Source organism: Thioclava sp. GXIMD4215 (genome assembly GCF_045291555.1).
Taxonomy (GTDB): domain Bacteria; phylum Pseudomonadota; class Alphaproteobacteria; order Rhodobacterales; family Rhodobacteraceae; genus Thioclava; species Thioclava litoralis.
Genome location: NZ_CP149515.1, coordinates 1,537,555 through 1,555,801 on the forward strand (window position 1 = coordinate 1,537,555; position 18,247 = coordinate 1,555,801).

An 18,247-nucleotide genomic window follows, 5' to 3' on the forward strand; every position below is an offset into this window, starting at 1 on the left:
TAGCGATTCCCCCGTATTGTCCATTCGCAGCCCCATTTCAGCCCAAATTCAAACCGATCTTTTGCAGGACGAAATGACTCAAGGGTTGCTGCAAATGGACCGTCTGACAGAAATGGAAGCCTTTGCCACGGTGGTGGACCAAGGTGGCTTTACCGATGCCGCCAAGAAGATGGGGATTTCCAAATCTGCCGTGTCCAAACATGTATCCGCCTTGGAGACCCGTCTGGGCGCACGGCTTCTCAACCGCACCACGCGCCGCGTCTCGCCCACCGAGATCGGCATGGCCTATTACGACCGCGCGCGACGGGTTCTGAATGATGCGGGCGAAGCCGATGCTCTGGTGACCTCGATGCAGACTGCGCCTTCGGGCACGCTGCGGATTTCAGTCGCCACCGATTTCGGTGTGCATCTGCTCTCGCCGGTGCTGGGCAATTTTCTGAGTGCCTATCCGGATATCACCGTAAATATGGTGCTGAACAACCGCTATGTCGAACTGATCTCGGAGGGGTTCGATATGGCCATCCGGCTGGGCGAGATGGAAGACAGCAGCCTGCGGGCGCGCAAGCTGACGGAAACCGGGCAGAAAATCATCGCCGCCCCCGGTTATTTCCAGAAATACGGCCGCCCGTTGAAGATCGACGATCTCAACAATCACAAACTTCTGCATTATTCCAACCAGTCCACCGGAAATGTCTGGAAGATCACCGCCCCTTCGGGCGAGCGCCGTCAGGTGCGTTCGGCGGGCTGGCTGACCGTAAATGACGGGCAGTCATTGCTGCAAGCGGCCATCAGCGGTCTGGGTATCGCTTATCTTCCCTCCTTCCTATGTGCCGACGCTTTGAAAAAAGGGCTGGTCGAAGAGGCGCTCCCCGATCTGCCGGATGACCCGCTGGGGATCTATGCGATCTACCCTCCGGGTCGCTATACGCAGCCCAAAGTGCGGGCATTCATGGATTTTCTGGTCGACACCTTTCAGGATCGCGGCCCCGACAACTGGTAAGCGCCAGAGCATCTGACACGGCAGATCCACCTCGGGCTGGACGCGGAGGTGGGTTTTGCGCATGCCATGGAGGTGCTCCGGCACACCATCCGCTGCATCGTTTTCCAACCGGACATGCCTGCCGCCCTGCCCCGCCACCTGTCGCGCGGCCTGACAAGGGCGCGGATCAGGCGGCTGTCGATCCGTCGGGGCGGCCTCGACGTGGTTCTGCGCCTCGGTCGGGCAGAACGCGTTCGTCAGGATGTAGAGCTCCGGATCAATCAGATCCGGAGCTCTACGGACCATATCCATAGGTCCGGAACCTAGTCGAGATGGGTCGAGGTCAGCACGACCTCCACCCGACGGTTGGCGCGCCGTCCCTCTTCCGTCAGGTTGGTGGTGATCGGTGCCAGCCAGCCTGCGCCTTGGGCGTCGATCCGTTCGGGGGCGATACCGTAATCACTGATCAGACGCGCCCGAACGGCTGCGGCACGGCGTTTGGACAGGTCGATATTGCCCTCCAACGCGCCTTCCATATCGGTATGCCCCACCAGAGCGATTGTCGCATCGGGTGCGGAGGCCAGATAATCGGCCAGCGCCGCAAGACTGTCATAGCTGCCGGGCTTCAGCTTGTCCGAGCCGCTATCGAAATCGAGCCCGCCCAGAATGCCGTGCCCCTCGGTTTGCAACAACGTTCCGATAGGACGCTTTTCGGCGCCGGTGCTGGCCCCAGTGGTGATCTGCAACGGGTTATCGGGGCGGGCGGCATCCACAATGCCCGCGCTTAGCGTGGTCAGGTTCACAAAACCGGAATTGGAGGAACGGCTCACCGTCAATGCCAGATATTCCGGCCCCTTACGGGCGGCCAGATACAGGAAATCACCCAGATCGATATGCATACCCGGCTCGGGCAGGAGATCCAGCTGATACCGGAAATCGAACCCGCCGCAGGCATCCGTGGCACAATCATACAGCACCGTGTAGCCCGCATCCTCGATCTGCGCCCGTAGCGGAGCCAGAATTTGCAAGGTGGTCTGCTGATTGCCACGCAGACGCCATGCCGTATCGATCCGCGTGCCCTCGAGCGCGCGGGAAGGCGCGCGCGACTTGACCGTCCACGGGCCGGTCAGCAGGCTGTAATCGGTGGCGGGATTACTGTCAGAGGCGCTGATCGAGGCATCCTCGGGCAGATCGAGCTGGATCGGTTCGGCCCATGCCTGTCCTGCGCAAAGACCAAAGACGGCAAGAAGGGCACAAGCAGGACGAAGACAGATCATAAAACTTCCCGACGGTAATGGTAACGACATAGAGGCTGCATCCCGAGCCGGTTGTAAAGCGCGAGAGCTGCGGAATTTTCCGTCCGCACCACCAGAGACAGCCGCTCGGCACCATTCTGCGCAGCCCAGAACGCGGCCTCGGCCATGATATTGCGTGCCACCCCCTGACGACGGAACGCGGGCGAGACAACCAGCGCATGCAGCATGGCCTCGGTCTGCGCGCAGGCCACAAAGGCCGCTCCGGCGGGACGGTCGCAGGCACGCCCCAAAACCACGCAGGACGGCCCCTTGGCCCGCGCCATCACCGCCTGACGGGCGGCATCGATCCCGTCCTGTGCGAAGAGCTCGCGCATGATCGCAAGCGGCGGCCAATGCGCGAACGCCGTCAGATCGGTGGCCTCCTGCGGCAGGTCTTCCAGCCGCGCCCCCAAAATGACCACCTCATCATAGGCTTCCATGCCACGCGCCGCCAAAGCCGCATCCAGCGGCTCCTGCCCGTCGCGGACCTGAAAGATTGCAGGCTGCGACAGGGCATGATGCCCTGCGATCGCCGCATCGATATCGGCCTCGTCCAGCGGCAGGGTCAAGCTGGCCGAACCGACCCGATTGCCCGCGCCGCGCCCCTCGCGCAGGGTAAACCCACCCACGTCGCGATAAGAGGCGGCAGGCCATGTCGCATCGACCAGATCATAGAGACGCGGGCTCATTCGCCCTCCGGAAACGCGGTCTTCAATGCGGCGAATGCCGCCTCGAGCCGCGCTTCATCCTGCCCGCGCACCACAAGGTTCACGCCGTAATTCCCGTCGGTGACAAAGGGATAGGACCCGAAGGACAGATCATCATAGGTCTGGGCCAGATCGCGCAGCGGCTCGGCAATCTCGGATTCGGGGCGCAGCACCCGCAAGCTGCGCGACAGAACCGGCGCGCCGCCCGTAAGCGTCGGCAGCACGCTTGCCACCATCGCCTGAAACACATTAGGCACGCCTGCCATCACATGCACATTGCCCATGGTAAATCCGGGCGCGACAGAGACAGGGTTGTCGATCAGCGTGGCCCCTTCGGGGATGCGCGCCATCCGCATCCGCGCGGGCGTGAACTCGGCCCCGCGTGCGGCATAATGCGCCGCCAGCAGCGCCTTTGCATCCTCGCGCACATCCACCTTCGCGCCAAAGGCCGCCCCCACCGCATCGGCGGTGATGTCATCATGGGTCGGCCCGATCCCGCCCGAGGTAAACAGCGTGTCATAGGCCGCTGACAGCGCATGGATCGCGCTGACGATCTGGTCCTGATCATCCGCAACAATCCGCACCTCCTTCAGGTCGATCCCCGCCTTGGTCAGCTCGCCCGCAAGATAATAGGCATTGCCCTCGCGGGTGCGCCCCGACAGGATTTCGTCACCAATGATCAGGATCGCGGCAGTAGGATTGGACATGGGTTTATCTCCTTTGCACATAGGTATAGGCCGGGTTGCGAGGGGCGGAAAGCCCAAGCCCTAGTCATTGCCCGCTTTTGTGATTAACTAGGGGGTAAGCGAATGAAGGAGAAAGCCGGTGGATGAAGCCCAAGGCCGCGTGACGAAAGACGGGATCCGCATCTATAATACCGAAGAGGACTTCGACGGCATCCGAGCCGCCTGTGCCGTGACCTCGCAGATCCTCGACGAGGTGGCAGACCATGTCCGCCCCGGCATCACCACGATGGATCTGGAGACCTTCATCCGCAAACGGGTCGAAGAGCTAGGCACCACCTCGGCCACCATCGGCTATCGCGGCTACCAGCATGCCTCCTGCATCTCGGTCAACCACGTCGTCTGCCACGGCATTCCGGGCGATAAGGTGATCAAGGATGGCGACATCCTGAACATCGATATCACCGTCATCAAGGATGGCTGGTTCGGCGACAGCTCGCGCATGTATGTGGCGGGCAATCTGACCCGCAAAGCCGAGCGCCTGATCCAGGTGACCTATGACGCGCTGATGATCGGCATCGATCAGGTCAAACCCGGCAATACCTTCGGCGATATCGGCCATGCGATCCAGAAATATGTCGAAGGCAACCGCATGAGCGTGGTGCGTGACTTCTGCGGCCACGGCGTGGGCCGCGTCTTCCACGCCCCGCCAAATGTGCTGCACTATGGCCGCGCGGGCTCGGGGGCTGTGCTGGAAGAAGGCATGATCTTCACGATCGAGCCGATGGTCAATCTGGGCCGCCCCGACACCAAGGTACTGGCCGATGACTGGACCGCCGTCACCCGCGACAAATCGCTCTCGGCGCAATTCGAACATTGCGTGGGCGTCACGGCAGATGGCTGCGAGATTTTCACCCTCAGCGCCAAGAACCGCTTCCACCCGACATGGGGCTGAACGGGGGGCTAAACGGGTGGATAACGCGCCCGGAAGGCCGCGCGCGGCCTGACCGATTTTGACGGGGTCTCGATGGCCCCGTTAAAATCGGCCCCGCCTCAGATTTCTTCCACCATAGACACCCCGCGCAAGGACCGGATCGCCCCTTTGATCTGCGGGTTCACCGGAAAATCGCGCCCCGTCGCCAATTCATAGCGACAGTTCTTCTCGGCATCGAACACCGTGAAACTGATCGGCCCGCGCGAGCGCACCTTGCCCTCTTCCTCCAGCCGCCCCAAGAGCGACGCAATCGACGGCACGGCCTCCGGTGTTTCCACGTGAATCATCAACCCCGTGCCACCGGCATCGGCCACCATCGTATCCACGGGGCTGGCCGAACCGGCGACCATCCGCACCGACTCGCCATCCACCTCGACCTTGACGTTCAGCACCAGAAGCCGCCCCGTCTCCAGCACCGCGCGTGACGCCTCCAGCGCCTCGGACCAGAAGGCCACCTCATAGGGCCCCGAGGCATCCGACAGCGCGACAAAGGCAAAACGGTTGCCCTTGGCCGATTTCTTCTCGCGCACCGAGGCCACCTCGCCCGCGATCTTCGCCGCAAAGGGGCCGTTCAGCGCCTTGGCGTGGATCTCGTCGAGCGTCATCACCTTCTTGCGCTTGAGCGCGGGCATATAATCTTCCAGCGGATGGCCCGAGAGATAGAAGCCGATGGCCTTATGCTCCTCGGACAGTTTCTCGCCCGGCAACCAGTCATCGGTATCGGCCATGCGCGGCGGCGGAAGATCATCGCCCGCATCGCCAAACAAAGACACCTGCGCCGAATTCTTCGCCTCGATCACCGCCCCCGACCATGCCACCAGACTGTCCAGCGACTGGAACACCCGCTTGCGGTTCGGGTCCAGCTGGTCAAAGGCCCCTGCCCGCGCCAGCATCTCCAAGGGCCGCTTGCCGACCCGTTTCAGATCGACGCGGCGGGCGAAATCAAAGAGATCTCGGAAGGGCTTATCCTTCCCCTCGACCTGACGCGCCCTGACGATCATCTCCATCGCCTCGACACCCACATTCTTCAGCGCGCCCAAAGCATAGACCAGCTTCTGGTCCACCACATCAAAGGTCGCCAAAGAACGGTTCACACAGGGCGGCACGATCTCGGCGCCCAAGCCCTTCTTGACCTCCTGCGCATAGATCGCAAGCTTCTCTGTCAGATGGATATCGCAATTCATCACCCCGCCCATGAACTCGACAGGGTGATTGGCCTTCAGCCAAGCGGTGTAATAGCTGACCACCGCATAGGCGGCGGCGTGGGATTTGTTGAAGCCGTAATTGGCGAATTTCTCCAGAAGGTCGAAGACCTCCGAGGCCTTCTTCTTATCGACCCCGTTCTTCGCCGCCCCCGATTCAAACTTCGGGCGCTCGGCATCCATCGCCTCCTTGATCTTCTTACCCATCGCGCGGCGCAGAAGGTCGGCCCCGCCCAGCGTATAGCCCGCCATCTCCTGCGCGATCTGCATCACCTGTTCCTGATAGACGATGATGCCTTGGGTCTCGGCCAGAATATGGTCGATGGTCTTATGCACGGATTCCAGAGGCTTGCGCCCGTGTTTCACATCGCAATAGGTCGGGATATTCTCCATCGGACCCGGGCGATACAAAGCCACCAGCGCCACGATATCCTCGATACAGGTGGGCTTCATCTGGCGCAGCGCCGATTTCATCCCCTCGGATTCCACCTGAAACACCGCAACCGTATGCGCGCTGGAGTAAAGATCATAGGTCTTCTGATCATCCAGCGGAATAAGGTTGATCTGGTTCTCGCCCCCCGCCGCCGGTTCATAAAGCTGGTTGCCATGCGCATCCACATGGAGCGGCCTGCCGGATTTGAAGATCAGGTTCATTGCCGATTGCACGACGGTCAGTGTCTTCAGACCCAGAAAGTCGAATTTCACCAGACCCGCGCTTTCAACCCATTTCATATTGAACTGGGTCGCCGGCATATCGGATCGCGGATCCTGATAGAGCGGCACCAGATGGTCCAGCGGACGGTCGCCAATCACCACCCCTGCCGCGTGGGTCGAGGCATTGCGCAGCAATCCTTCCACCTGCTGGGCATATTTCAACAGCCGTGCCACGACCTCTTCGTTCTTTGCCGCCTCGCGCAGACGCGGCTCATCGGCCAGCGCCTTCTCGATCGACACGGGCTTCACCCCCTCGACGGGGATCATCTTGGACAACCGGTCCACCTGCCCGAAGGACATCTGCAAGACACGCCCCACATCGCGCACGGCGGCCTTCGACAGAAGCGCACCGAAGGTGATGATCTGGCCCACCTTCTCGCGCCCGTATTTCTGCTGCACATATTTGATCACCTCTTCGCGGCGATCCATGCAGAAGTCGATATCGAAGTCCGGCATCGAGACCCGCTCGGGGTTCAGGAAGCGTTCGAACAGCAGCGAATAGCGCAAGGGATCAAGGTCGGTAATGGTCAGCGCATAGGCCACAAGCGAACCTGCCCCCGACCCCCGCCCCGGCCCCACCGGAATATCATGCGCCTTCGCCCATTTGATAAAGTCGGCCACAATCAGGAAGTAGCCCGGAAATCCCATCTGTTCGATGATCCCAAGCTCGAATTTCAGCCGCGCCTCATAGTCCTCGACAGGGGCCGCCGCCTCGATCACCTCAAGCCGGTTGCGCAGGCCCTCCCACGCCTGACGGCGCAATTCCTCGACCTCGTCATCGGCGAATTTGGGCAGGATCGGGTCAATCTTCGAGGCCCCATAAGCACAGCGCCGCGCGATCTCGACGGTATTCTCCAAAGCCTCCGGCAGATCGGAAAACAGCGCCACCATCTCGGCTTCGGATTTGAAATAATGCTGGGGCGTCAAACGGCGGCGCGGCTCGATCTGGTCGACATAGGCCCCCTCCGCAATGCAGATCAGCGCATCATGCGCCTCGTACATCTCGGCCTTGGGAAAATAGACATCATTGGTGGCCACCAGCGGCAGCCCCATCTCATAGGCCATTTCGACAAAGCCGCGCTCGGTCAGACGTTCGGCTTCGGTATTGCGCCCATCCTCGCCCGGATGACGCTGCAATTCGACATAGAGACGGTCGGGATAAATCGCGGCCAGACGCTCCATCAGCGCCCGCGCCCGATCCGGCTGGCCATTCTGCAAGAACTTGCCCACAGGCCCCTCCGCCCCGCCGCTCAGACAGATGATCCCCTCGGAATGCGCCGCAAGCTGCTCGGTGGTGACCTGCACCAGATCGCCATTCTTGCCCACATAGAGGCAGGTCGACAGCTCCATCAGGTTCTCGTAACCCGTCTCGTTCTGGGCCAGAAGCACCACTGGCGCCGGCAGCCGGATCTTTTCACCCGGTCGCGCCGGATCATAGGCCACAGACACCTGACAGCCCAGAATAGGCTGCAATCCCGCCCCCTTCGAATTGACCGAAAACTCCAAAGCGGAAAACATCGCATTGGTGTCGGTCACGGCAACGGCGGGCATATTGGCCGCGTCACACATCTTGATCAGCTTCTTGACGGGCACAGCCCCCTCAAGCAGCGAATATTCGGTATGGACGCGCAGGTGAATGAATCGAGGCTCTGTCATACCCGTCAATCTACGCGCGCAAACCACCCGCGAAAAGCCTGATCGCACGAACAGCCTGTCAAATTTCCTCCCGCCACATCACAAGCTCCGCTTTTTCCGATTGACCGTTTTTCATACAGGTCGCACAATTTACAGGCACGTTACCCGCCGCCCCGCCGCCAGATTCCGGTTCAGCCTTGCATCATCTCCACCCGATACGCTTTTCTGGGCTTGGGGTTCTGCCAGACAGAACCGCGCCTCCGTTCTACGCCACATCGGGCGGGGTCGCACTTCACAGCTGTACCGTGGCGAAAGTCTTCTCATGGAAATTACGTTTCTTCTCAACGGAGAAACCCGCCGCGTTGCCCTAAGCGACCCGACGCAATCGGTCCTCGACTGGCTGCGCGCCGAAGGCCTCACCGGAACAAAAGAAGGCTGCAACGAAGGCGATTGCGGCGCCTGCACGGTCATCCTCACCGATGCCGCAGGCTCCAGACCGCTCAACGCCTGTATCCTGATGATGCCGCAGCTTCATGGCCGCGCCCTGCGCACGGTCGAAGGCATCAGCGGCCCAAAAGGCCAGTGCCACCCCGTGCAGGACAGCATGATCACCCATCACGGCAGCCAATGCGGCTTCTGCACACCGGGCATCATCGCCTCGCTGGCCTGCGCCCACCAGAACGACCAGACCGACCACGACGACCTTCTCGCGGGCAACCTCTGCCGCTGCACGGGCTACGCCCCGATCATCCGCGCAGCCAAAGCCGCCAGCCACAGCCCGAAACCCGACTGGATGGACAGCCCCCTCCAGCTGCCGGAAATATCCTCGGAGGGTGAATGGTCCGCAGGACCAGAGGGAGGCAGACAGCCTCCCTTCCTCCCCCGCTCCACCAAAGATCTGGCCGATTGGTATCTTGCACACCCGCAGGCCACGCTGATCGGCGGCGCCACCGATGTCGGGCTCTGGGTCACCAAGAAACTACAAGACCTGCCCCTCGTGGCCTTCCTCGGCCAATGCGAAGACCTCGCGCAGATCAAGGAAACCGACACCCATCTCACCGTAGGTGCCGCCACCACAATCGCTGCCCTGCGCCGCGCGGTCGCTCCGCATCTGCCCAGTTTCGCCGAGCTCCTGCGCCGCTTTGCCTCGGAGCAGGTGCGTCAGGCGGCCACTCTGGGCGGCAATATCGCCAATGGCTCGCCCATCGGCGACACGCCCCCCGCCCTCATCGCCCTTGGCGCCACGCTCACCCTGCGCCAAGGCGACAGCCGCCGCGAGATGCCGCTTGAGGACTTCTTCCTCGACTACGGCAAACAGGACCGCCGCGCGGGTGAATTCGTCGAAAGCCTCACCTTCCCGAAATCCGCCCCGCAGTTCCGCGCCTATAAGCTGTCGAAACGCTTCGATCAGGATATCTCCGCCGTCTGCGCCGCCTTCAACCTGACCCTTGACGGGACCACCATCACGTCAGCCCGCGTGGCTTTCGGCGGCATGGCAGGCACGCCAAAACGGGCCAGCGGCTTCGAGGCGCTCTTGACCGGCAAGCCCCTGTCGGATGAGACCTTCCGCGCGGCGCTCCCCGCACTTGGCCTCGACTTCCAGCCAATGTCCGATATGCGCGCCTCGGCCCATTACCGCCTGAAAGCCGCCGAAGGGCTGGCGCTGCGCTATCTGGCCGATCTCACGGGCCAGCATAGCTCTATTCTGGAGGTCCAGCCATGAGCGTCGCCAAACCGCTGCCCCATGACTCCGCCCGCCTGCATGTAACCGGACAGGCACGTTATCTCGATGACCTGGCCGAACCCAAAGGCTGCCTGCATCTGGCCTTCGGCCTTTCAACCGAGGCCAGCGCCGAGATCACCGATATCGACCTCACAGAGGTCCTCGCCAGCGAGGGCGTGATCACGGTCCTCACTGCCGCCGATATTCCGGGCGAGAATGACGCCTCGACCGACCGCGGCTGGCACGAGCCCCTACTGGCCGAGGGCGAGGTCCATTACATAGGCCAGCCCGTCTTCATCGTGGTCGCCACCTCGCACCGACTGGCGCGTATCGCCGCCCGCCGCGCCCGCATCACCTATGCACCCCGTACGCCGATCCTGACCATCGACCAAGCCATCGCCCGTGAAAGCTGGTATGAGGGCGGGCCGATCATCTGGGAAAACGCCGACCCAACCGAGGCTTTGGCACAGGCGGCTTTCACCGCCCATGGAAGCATCGAGATCGGCGGTCAGGAGCATTTCTACCTTGAAGGCCAAGCCGCCATGGCCGAGCCGCAGGATCAGGGGATGATCCTGCGCGTCTCGAGCCAGCACCCGACCGAGGTGCAGCATAAGGTGGCCGAGGCCCTAGGCCTGCATATGCATGACGTACGCATAGAGATGCGGCGCATGGGCGGCGGTTTCGGCGGCAAGGAAAGCCAAAGCAACCAGCCCGCCATCGCCTGCGCCGTGGCCGCCCATGTTACGGGGCGCGCCTGCAAGATGCGCTATGACCGCGATGACGATATGACCATCACCGGCAAGCGCCATGACTTCCGCGTGGACTACCAGATCGGAGCGGATGCCGATGGCCGCATTACCGGCGCGATCTTGCGCCAGTTCGCCCGCTGTGGTTGGTCGATGGATCTGTCGCTGCCGGTCTGCGACCGCGCCATGCTGCATGCCGATGCCGCCTATCACATCCCCGCGCTGCGCGTCGAAAGCCTGCGGCTGCGCACCAATACCCAATCCAACACCGCCTATCGCGGCTTTGGCGGCCCGCAGGGCATTTTGGGCACCGAAGCCGCCATCGAGCATCTGGCGCAGGTGATGGGCCTTGATCCTCTGGACTTACGGCGGCGCAATTACTACCCCGAGATGGGCCAAGACCCCGCCCCCACCCATTACGGCCAGCCGGTCGAGGATAGCGTCCTGCAGGCGCTGACCGACAGTCTGACCACCCGCGCCGATTTCGCCGCCCGCCAGAAGGCAGTGGCCGATTGGAACGCCGCCAATCCGGTGCTGAAAAAGGGTATCGCGCTGGCGCCTGTGAAATTCGGGATCTCTTTCACGCTTAGCCATCTCAATCAGGCGGGCGCTTTGGTGCATGTCTATCAGGATGGCACGGTGCGGCTGAACCATGGCGGCACCGAGATGGGTCAGGGTCTGCATATCAAGGTCTGTCAGGTGGCGGCCAAGGTCTTCGGCCTGCCGCTCAGCCAGATCCGCATTTCGGCCACCGATACCGATAAGGTGCCCAATACCTCGGCCACGGCGGCTAGCTCGGGGGCCGATCTGAACGGCATGGCGGTGAAAGCGGCCTGCGACACGATCCGCGACCGGATTGCGGGCTTTCTGGCCCAGCGCGAAGGCTGCTCGCCTGATGCGGTGCGTTTTGAGGACGGCTTTATCACCGCAGGCGCCTATCGCGGCACCTTTGCCGAAGTGATCACCGCCGCCTATGAGGCGCGGATCAGCCTGTCCTCGACGGGCTATTACGCCACCCCCGAAATCTCCTGGGACCGGACAACGGGCACCGGCCACCCTTTCTATTACTTTGCCTATGGCGTCTCGATTGCCGAGGTGGTGATCGACCGTCACACCGGCGAGAACCGCATCCTGCGTGCCGATATCCTGCATGATGCAGGGGCCTCGCTGAATCCCGCGATTGACCAAGGTCAGGTCGAGGGCGGTTTCGTGCAAGGCGCGGGCTGGCTGACGACCGAGGAACTGGTCTGGGATGACAAAGGCGCTTTGCGCACCCATGCGCCCTCGACCTATAAGATCCCCGCCTGCTCGGACAGGCCGCGGATTTTCAACGTGAATCTCTGGGACCAGCCCAACCGGAAGGAAACGATCTACCGCTCCAAAGCGGTGGGCGAGCCGCCCTTCGTCCATGGCAATGCGGTGTTCTTCGCGCTGCAGAATGCGGTGGCGGCCTGTGGTCCGAACTGGCCTGCCTTGCGTGCGCCTGCAACCCCCGAGGCCATTTTAGAGGCCATCGCGCGGGCCGAGGGCGCGGCATGAGCTTTGACCCCGCCCGCCTGCGCCACTCAGCCCCCTTCACCCGCGTCCTTGTGGCAGGGGTCAAGGGATCCACCCCGCGCGAGGCAGGCGCCGAGATGCTGGTATTTGCGGACCGTATCCAAGGCACCATTGGCGGCGGCGCGCTGGAATATAGCGCCATCCAAGAGGCCCGCGCAGGCCGGACGGGCCGCCAGACCATCCCGCTTGGGCCTGCTATGAACCAATGCTGCGGCGGTGCGGTGACCTTGGCCTATGAGGCAATCACCCCGCAGGATATGGCGCGCGAGTTCGGGGCGCTGCATGCCCGCCCCTTAGACGGGCCTGCCGAGATGCCGCTGTCGGTCCATCGCGCGCTGGCGCGTTACCGCGACCGTGGGCAGTTGCCGCCGCTTCTGATTGACGGCTGGCTGGTGGAACCCGTGGCGCCTCCGGCCTTGCCGCTGTGGATCTGGGGCGCGGGCCATGTGGGGCGTGCGATTGCCACGACCCTTGCGCCCTTCCCCGACTACGCGATCTATCTGGCCGATACCGATGCGGCGCGCTTTCCCGAGGTGCTGCCGCAGGGTGTCACGCCGCTGATCGCCGCAAACCCCGCCGATCTGGTGCCTCTCGCGCCCCTCCATGCGCATCACTATGTGCTGACCTATTCCCATGCGCTGGATCTCGATCTGTGCCACCGATTGCTGACCCGTGGCTTCGGCCATCTGGGGCTGATTGGCTCTGACACCAAATGGGCGCGGTTCCGCAACCGCCTGCGGGATTTGGGCCACAGCCCAGAGAAAATCGGGCAAATACAATGCCCCATCGGGGACCCGAGCCTTGGCAAACATCCGCAGGCCATTGCGATAGGGGTGGCCGCCGGAGTATTGAGACAAAAGACGACCATCCGGTCAAAACCCGACAGTCAGGACGCAAGAGAAGCATGAGCGATCCCCTATTGAAACTTGAGGGCCTGACCAAGGCCTATCCGGGCGTGATCGCCAATAGCGATGTCGGCTTCGAGATCGGTCAGGGCGAGATCCATGCGCTTCTGGGCGAGAATGGCGCGGGCAAATCGACGCTGGTCAAGATGATCTACGGGCTGGTGAAGCCTGACGCGGGCCGGATGACCTTCCGCGGGCAGGCCTATGCGCCCCCCGAGCCTCGGGCCGCGCGGGCGAGCGGCGTGGCAATGGTGTTCCAGCATTTCTCGCTGTTCGATGCGCTGAATGTGGCGGAAAACGTCGCCTTGGGGATGGAAAACCCGCCCCCCATGCGCCAGCTTTCCCGCCGTATCCGCGAGATTTCCACCCAATACGGGTTGCCCTTGGACCCTGCCCGCCTTGTGGCCGATCTTTCGGCAGGCGAACGCCAGCGGGTGGAGATCGTGCGCTGTCTGCTGCAGGCCCCCAAGCTTCTGATCATGGACGAGCCGACCTCGGTGCTGACCCCGCAGGAGGTCGAGATCCTGTTCCGCACCCTGCGCCAACTGGCTGCCGAGGGCACGGCGATCCTGTATATCAGCCACAAGCTGGAGGAGATCCGCTCGCTTTGTGACCGTGCGACCATCCTGCGCGGCGGCAAAGTGGTGGGTGATGCGATCCCGCGCGAGAAATCCGCCCGCGAGCTGGCCGAGATGATGGTGGGCGCCGAGCTGAAGGTGACCGACCGCGAGGGCCGGACCCTTGGCGATGTGGTGCTTGAGGTGCAGCGCCTCAGCCTGCCGCCGCAATCGCAATTCGGGGTGTCGCTGAAGGATGTGGCCCTGCGGCTGCGCGCGGGCGAGGTGCTGGGTATCGGCGGTGTGGCGGGCAACGGGCAGGAGGAACTGCTGGCGACCTTAGCGGGCGAGCGCCCCTCGGCTGCGGGCAGCGTGGTGCTGGCGGGGCGCGATGTCTCGGGGCTTGGTCCCAACGAGCGCCGCGCCTATGGCCTCTTGACCGCCCCCGAGGAACGGCTAGGCCATGCCGCCGTCCCCGCCATGAGCCTGACCGAAAACACCCTGCTGACCGGCACCATCCGCCGGCCCTTGGCCAAGGGGGGCATGGTCGACATGGCCGCCGCCCGCGCCTTTGCCGAAGAGATCATCACCGCGTTTGATGTGCGCACTCCGGGGCCGCATGTGGCCGCGCGTGCGCTCTCTGGCGGCAACCTGCAGAAATTCGTGGTCGGGCGCGAGGTGCTGCAAGAGCCTGTCGTTCTGGTGGTCAACCAGCCCACTTGGGGGGTGGATGCGCTGGCAGCGGCCTCGATCCGGCAGGCGCTGCTGGATGTGGCGGCCAAGGGCGGCGCGGTCATCGTGATTTCTCAGGATCTGGACGAGTTGATGGAAGTTTCCGACCATTTTGCCGCGCTGAACGCGGGCTCTCTGTCGCCGCCGCGCCCGACCAAAGGGCTGAGCATCGAGGAAATCGGCCTGATGCTGGGCGGCGCGCATGGAATGGGTGATGCCGCGCCAGATAGGGTAGCGGAGGCAGACGCATGATCACTCTGGTGCGCCGCCCGACGCCTTCGCGCCACTGGGCGTGGTCCACGCCGCTCCTTGCGGTCCTTGCCACCATTCTGGCGGGAGGGCTGCTCTTTGCCCTGCTGGGCAAGGACCCGTTTGATGCGATCAAGGCGATCTTCTGGGACCCGATCCTTGGCCAGAACGCTTTTTACTACCGAAGCCAGCTTCTGGTGAAAGCCGCCCCCCTGATCCTGATCGCCGCAGGGCTCGCCGTGGGCTTCCGCGCCGGTATCTGGAATATCGGGGCCGAGGGGCAGTATATCATCGGCGCCATCGCGGGCGCTTGGCTGGCGCTGCATATCTATCCTGCCGAGGCCGCGTGGCTGTTTCCCGCGATGATCGTGCTGGGCGCGCTTGGCGGGCTGGTCTGGGGGCTGATCCCCGCACTGCTGAAGGTCTGGTTTGGCGTCAACGAGATCCTCGTGTCGCTGATGCTGGTCTATGTGGCGGAGAACCTGCTGGCCTATATGGCGTTCGGCCCGCTGAAAAACCCCGAAGGGTTTGGCATGCCCGGATCGCGCAACCTCCAGCAATACCCTTCGGCCTTCAATGGCGAGCTGATCGCGGGCACGGGGGCGCATTGGGGCGTGGTGGCCGCGCTGATTGCAGTGATCTTCACCTATATCCTGATGCACCGCCATATCGCGGGCTTTCGTATCCGCGTGGCAGGCGAGGCCCCGCGGGCGGCGCGTTTTGCGGGCGTCGTGCCGGCACGGCTGGTGATCTTCTGCCTGTGCCTGTCGGGCGCGTTTGCAGGTATGGCGGGGCTGTTCGAGGTGGCTGGCCCCTCGGGACGGATCAGCGACAGCTTCAACGCGGGCTATGGCTTCACCGCCATCATCGTGGCCTTTCTGGGCCGCCTGCATCCGGTGGGCATCCTTCTGGCGGGGCTGTTGATGGCGCTGACCTATATCGGCGGCGATGTCGCACAGCAGATGCTGCAACTGCCACCCTCGGCCATTCAGGTCTTTCAGGGGATGCTGCTGTTTTTCCTGCTGGGGTTCGACGTGCTGACGAATTACCGTATCACCTTCGGGAGGCGCCCATGAGCCGCCGCCTGCCTTCGCTCCACCGGCCCATTCTGGCCCTGATGGGGTTTCTGGCTGGCTTGGGCGGCTATTACGTGCTGATCTGGACCACCACCGCCATCCTCTACGTGCCACTGGCAATCGGGCTTCTGGCGATGTGGGAAATGACGCGGCGGATCTCGGAATTCGCCCGCCGCAGGGTTCTGCCCAAGGACTGGGCCGATGACGAGATCCCCCCCGAAGACGATACGATCCATGCCAGACGTGCGGTGCGGTCCCTGCGCAGGTCGCGCCCCGATATGGTCGTTTTCGCGCTGGCCTGTGTGATCGGTCTCGGGCTGGCCTATCTGTTCTGGGGGCCACTTCCCGGCCTCGAGCCCCCCCGCACAAGCTATGGAGTCGTCAAATGATCGGCGGTATCGATATTGTCACTCTGATCGCCATGCTGATGACCGCCTCGACGCCGGTCCTGCTGGCGGCCACGGGCGAGTTGGTGGTGGAACGCTCGGGCGTGCTGAACCTCGGGGTCGAAGGCATGATGATCATGGGGGCCATCGGCGGTTTTGCCGCTGCGGTGGCCACGGGAAGTCCGGTGGCGGGGTTTGCGGCGGCGGCGTTATCGGGCGTGGTGATGGCGCTGCTTTTCGGGCTGCTGACGCAGATCTTCCTATCAAACCAGGTGGCGACGGGGCTGGCGCTGACGCTCTTCGGGCTGGGGCTCTCGGCGCTTTTGGGCAAATCCTTCGAAGGCGTGCGCCCGCCCGCGACCGGCAAGATCGACTTCGGGCCGCTGAGCGATCTGCCGGTGCTGGGCCGCATCCTGTTTTCACATGACTGGGTGGTCTATCTGTCGCTGGCCCTTTGCGCCGCCACTTGGGCCTTTCTGAAATTCACCCGCGCGGGGCTGATCCTGAAAGCCGTAGGCGAAAACCATGACGCCGCCCATGCGCTTGGCTACCGCGTTATCGCGATGCGCTTTGCCGCGCTGGCCTTTGGCGGCGCGCTGGCGGGGATCGGGGGCGCCTATCTCAGCCTCGTGCGGGTGCCGCAATGGACCGAGGGCATGACCGCAGGCGCGGGCTGGATCGCGCTGGCCATCGTGGTCTTTGCCTCATGGCGCCCCGAACGCGCGTTGATCGGATCTTATCTTTTCGGGGGCATTACGGCGCTACAACTCCAGCTACAGGCGGCAGGCTATTCCATTCCGGTACATCTGCTGTCGATGGCCCCCTATCTCGTCACGATCGTGGCGCTCGTCCTTTTGTCGATGACCCACCGGCATGGCGCACAGGCCGGACCGGGAAGTCTCGGAAAATCCTTCCATGCCTCTCGTTGAGGGGCTAGTCTCGGGGTGCATAAAGATGCCCGCAATCCAAGGGGAACCTTCCATGAAACGCAGAACTTTCCTTGCCTCCTCGGCTGCTATGGCCGGCATTGCCGCCACCGGCGCACCGGCTTTCGCACAGGACGATCCGCTGAAGATCGGCTTCATCTATGTCGGCCCCGTGGGCGATATGGGCTGGTCCTACCAGCATGATCAGGGCCGTCAGGCGATCGAGGCCGAATATGGCGACAAGATCCAGACCAAGTTCATTGAATCGGTTCCCGAAGGCCCCGATGCCGAGCGCGCGCTGACCTCTCTGGCGCTGGAAGGCCATGAGCTGATCTTTGCGACCTCTTTCGGCTATATGGATTCCGTGATCAATGTTGCGGCCAAATTCCCGAATGTGAAATTCGAGCATTGCACGGGCTACAAACGCGCCGAGAATGTCGGCACCTATGATGCACGCTTCTATCAGGGTCGCGCCATTCAGGGCACCATCGCAGGGCGCATGACCAAGTCGAACAAGATCGGCTATATCGGCTCTTTCCCGATCCCTGAAGTGATCCAAGGGATCAATGCGGCCTATATCCACGCCAAGAAGGTCAATCCCGATGTGCAGATCTCGGTGGTCTGGGCCTATACATGGTTCGACCCCGCCAAAGAGGCCGATGCCGCAGCTGCCCTGATCGCCGATGGTGTCGATGTGATCTTGCAGCATACCGATTCCACCGCGCCGCAGGCCAAGGCGCAGGAAGCCGGCAATGTGATCACTTTCGGGCAGGCCTCGGATATGTCGAACTTCGCGCCCAAACCGCGCGTCAGCTCGACCATCGACAACTGGGCCCCCTATTACAAAGGGCGCGTTGCGGCCGCTCTGGAAGGGTCGTGGAAGGCCGATGCCACTTGGGGCGGTATCGACAGCGGCATGGTGAAGATCGGTGAAATCACCGATGCGGTGCCCGCCGAAGTCAAGCAGGAGGCCGAGGCGCTGATCGAGGCGATCCGTTCGGGCAGCTACCACCCCTTCACCGGCCCGTTGAAAAAACAGGACGGTTCGGACTGGCTCGCCGAGGGCGAAGTGGCGGATGATGCAACGCTGGCCGGACTGAATTTCTATGTCGAGGGGATTTCCGCCGAAATCCCCGGCTAAGACCTAACCCCTTGGAATGTGAGAAGGGCACCGCCACTGG

Annotated in this window: 14 protein-coding genes; 10 read left to right on the forward strand and 4 right to left on the reverse strand. The window is 62.9% G+C overall.

From position 1 onward, the window contains the following. Positions 1–94: 94 nt before the first annotated feature. Positions 95–1,000: a LysR family transcriptional regulator gene (locus WDB86_RS07605; protein ID WP_339109077.1), complete on the forward strand. Its 906-nt coding sequence runs from the start codon at positions 95–97 to the stop codon at positions 998–1,000. A 302-nt stretch (positions 1,001–1,302) separates the two neighbouring features. Here WDB86_RS07605 and WDB86_RS07610 read toward each other — a convergent pair whose 3' ends face one another. The 3 genes from WDB86_RS07610 to WDB86_RS07620 are packed head-to-tail and all read right to left on the reverse strand — an operon-like array spanning position 1,303 to position 3,688. Further along, a complete protein-coding gene (locus WDB86_RS07610) occupies positions 1,303–2,256 on the reverse strand; it encodes an OmpA family protein (protein WP_406720292.1) in 954 nt (317 codons plus the stop codon). After that, a complete protein-coding gene (locus WDB86_RS07615) occupies positions 2,253–2,963 on the reverse strand; it encodes a GNAT family N-acetyltransferase (RefSeq protein WP_406735619.1) in 711 nt (236 codons plus the stop codon). Before WDB86_RS07615 ends, WDB86_RS07610 begins: the two co-directional genes overlap by 4 nt. Beyond that, positions 2,960–3,688, reverse strand: coding sequence for a competence/damage-inducible protein A (locus WDB86_RS07620; protein WP_406735620.1), 729 nt, complete (start codon positions 3,686–3,688; stop codon positions 2,960–2,962). The genes WDB86_RS07615 and WDB86_RS07620 overlap by 4 nt, the downstream gene beginning before the upstream one ends. A 118-nt stretch (positions 3,689–3,806) precedes the next feature. Here WDB86_RS07620 and map point away from each other — a divergent pair, with 118 nt between their 5' ends. Further along, positions 3,807–4,619, forward strand: a complete 813-nt coding sequence (gene map / locus WDB86_RS07625) for a type I methionyl aminopeptidase (protein WP_406735621.1) — start codon at positions 3,807–3,809, stop codon at positions 4,617–4,619. A 98-nt stretch (positions 4,620–4,717) separates the two neighbouring features. Here the strand turns inward: map and dnaE are convergent, their stop codons facing one another. Further along, positions 4,718–8,230 carry a DNA polymerase III subunit alpha gene (dnaE, locus tag WDB86_RS07630; RefSeq protein ID WP_406735622.1) on the reverse strand — a complete coding sequence of 1,171 codons (3,513 nt, stop codon included), beginning with the start codon at positions 8,228–8,230 and terminating at the stop codon, positions 4,718–4,720. A 301-nt stretch (positions 8,231–8,531) separates the two neighbouring features. Here dnaE and xdhA point away from each other — a divergent pair, with 301 nt between their 5' ends. The 8 genes from xdhA to WDB86_RS07670 are packed head-to-tail and all read left to right on the forward strand — an operon-like array spanning position 8,532 to position 18,207. Continuing rightward, on the forward strand, positions 8,532–9,932 hold the full coding sequence (gene xdhA, locus WDB86_RS07635; RefSeq protein WP_406735623.1) for a xanthine dehydrogenase small subunit: 1,401 nt from the start codon (positions 8,532–8,534) through the stop codon (positions 9,930–9,932). Continuing rightward, positions 9,929–12,217, forward strand: a complete 2,289-nt coding sequence (xdhB, locus tag WDB86_RS07640) for a xanthine dehydrogenase molybdopterin binding subunit (protein WP_406735624.1) — start codon at positions 9,929–9,931, stop codon at positions 12,215–12,217. The genes xdhA and xdhB overlap by 4 nt, the downstream gene beginning before the upstream one ends. Further along, complete coding sequence (gene xdhC, locus WDB86_RS07645; protein ID WP_406735625.1) at positions 12,214–13,143, forward strand: xanthine dehydrogenase accessory protein XdhC; 930 nt, start codon at positions 12,214–12,216, stop codon at positions 13,141–13,143. The genes xdhB and xdhC overlap by 4 nt, the downstream gene beginning before the upstream one ends. Beyond that, positions 13,140–14,681, forward strand: coding sequence for an ABC transporter ATP-binding protein (locus WDB86_RS07650; RefSeq protein ID WP_406735626.1), 1,542 nt, complete (start codon positions 13,140–13,142; stop codon positions 14,679–14,681). The genes xdhC and WDB86_RS07650 overlap by 4 nt, the downstream gene beginning before the upstream one ends. Next, positions 14,678–15,754, forward strand: coding sequence for an ABC transporter permease (locus tag WDB86_RS07655; protein ID WP_406720283.1), 1,077 nt, complete (start codon positions 14,678–14,680; stop codon positions 15,752–15,754). Before WDB86_RS07650 ends, WDB86_RS07655 begins: the two co-directional genes overlap by 4 nt. Then, the gene (locus WDB86_RS07660; protein WP_339109066.1) at positions 15,751–16,143 is read left to right on the forward strand and encodes a hypothetical protein; all 393 of its coding nucleotides are present in this window, start codon (positions 15,751–15,753) and stop codon (positions 16,141–16,143) included. Before WDB86_RS07655 ends, WDB86_RS07660 begins: the two co-directional genes overlap by 4 nt. Next, positions 16,140–17,069, forward strand: a complete 930-nt coding sequence (locus WDB86_RS07665; RefSeq protein ID WP_339109065.1) for an ABC transporter permease — start codon at positions 16,140–16,142, stop codon at positions 17,067–17,069. The genes WDB86_RS07660 and WDB86_RS07665 overlap by 4 nt, the downstream gene beginning before the upstream one ends. A gap of 52 nt (positions 17,070–17,121) precedes the next feature. Then, positions 17,122–18,207: a BMP family ABC transporter substrate-binding protein gene (locus tag WDB86_RS07670; RefSeq protein ID WP_339109064.1), complete on the forward strand. Its 1,086-nt coding sequence runs from the start codon at positions 17,122–17,124 to the stop codon at positions 18,205–18,207. The last annotated feature ends 40 nt before the right edge of the window (positions 18,208–18,247 follow it).

What these genes read in the sequence shown, in the direction of transcription:
- WDB86_RS07670 (WP_339109064.1), top strand. Translation starts at nt 17,122, where the DNA reads ATGAAACGCAGAACTTTCCTTGCCTCCTCGGCTGCTATGGCCGGCATT.
- WDB86_RS07655 (WP_406720283.1), top strand. Translation starts at nt 14,678, where the DNA reads ATGATCACTCTGGTGCGCCGCCCGACGCCTTCGCGCCACTGGGCGTGG.
- WDB86_RS07660 (WP_339109066.1), top strand. Translation starts at nt 15,751, where the DNA reads ATGAGCCGCCGCCTGCCTTCGCTCCACCGGCCCATTCTGGCCCTGATG.
- WDB86_RS07650 (WP_406735626.1), top strand. Translation starts at nt 13,140, where the DNA reads ATGAGCGATCCCCTATTGAAACTTGAGGGCCTGACCAAGGCCTATCCG.
- dnaE (WP_406735622.1), bottom strand. Translation starts at nt 8,230, where the DNA reads ATGACAGAGCCTCGATTCATTCACCTGCGCGTCCATACCGAATATTCG.
- xdhA (WP_406735623.1), top strand. Translation starts at nt 8,532, where the DNA reads ATGGAAATTACGTTTCTTCTCAACGGAGAAACCCGCCGCGTTGCCCTA.
- WDB86_RS07665 (WP_339109065.1), top strand. Translation starts at nt 16,140, where the DNA reads ATGATCGGCGGTATCGATATTGTCACTCTGATCGCCATGCTGATGACC.
- xdhC (WP_406735625.1), top strand. Translation starts at nt 12,214, where the DNA reads ATGAGCTTTGACCCCGCCCGCCTGCGCCACTCAGCCCCCTTCACCCGC.
- WDB86_RS07620 (WP_406735620.1), bottom strand. Translation starts at nt 3,688, where the DNA reads ATGTCCAATCCTACTGCCGCGATCCTGATCATTGGTGACGAAATCCTG.
- WDB86_RS07615 (WP_406735619.1), bottom strand. Translation starts at nt 2,963, where the DNA reads ATGAGCCCGCGTCTCTATGATCTGGTCGATGCGACATGGCCTGCCGCC.
- xdhB (WP_406735624.1), top strand. Translation starts at nt 9,929, where the DNA reads ATGAGCGTCGCCAAACCGCTGCCCCATGACTCCGCCCGCCTGCATGTA.
- WDB86_RS07605 (WP_339109077.1), top strand. Translation starts at nt 95, where the DNA reads ATGGACCGTCTGACAGAAATGGAAGCCTTTGCCACGGTGGTGGACCAA.
- WDB86_RS07610 (WP_406720292.1), bottom strand. Translation starts at nt 2,256, where the DNA reads ATGATCTGTCTTCGTCCTGCTTGTGCCCTTCTTGCCGTCTTTGGTCTT.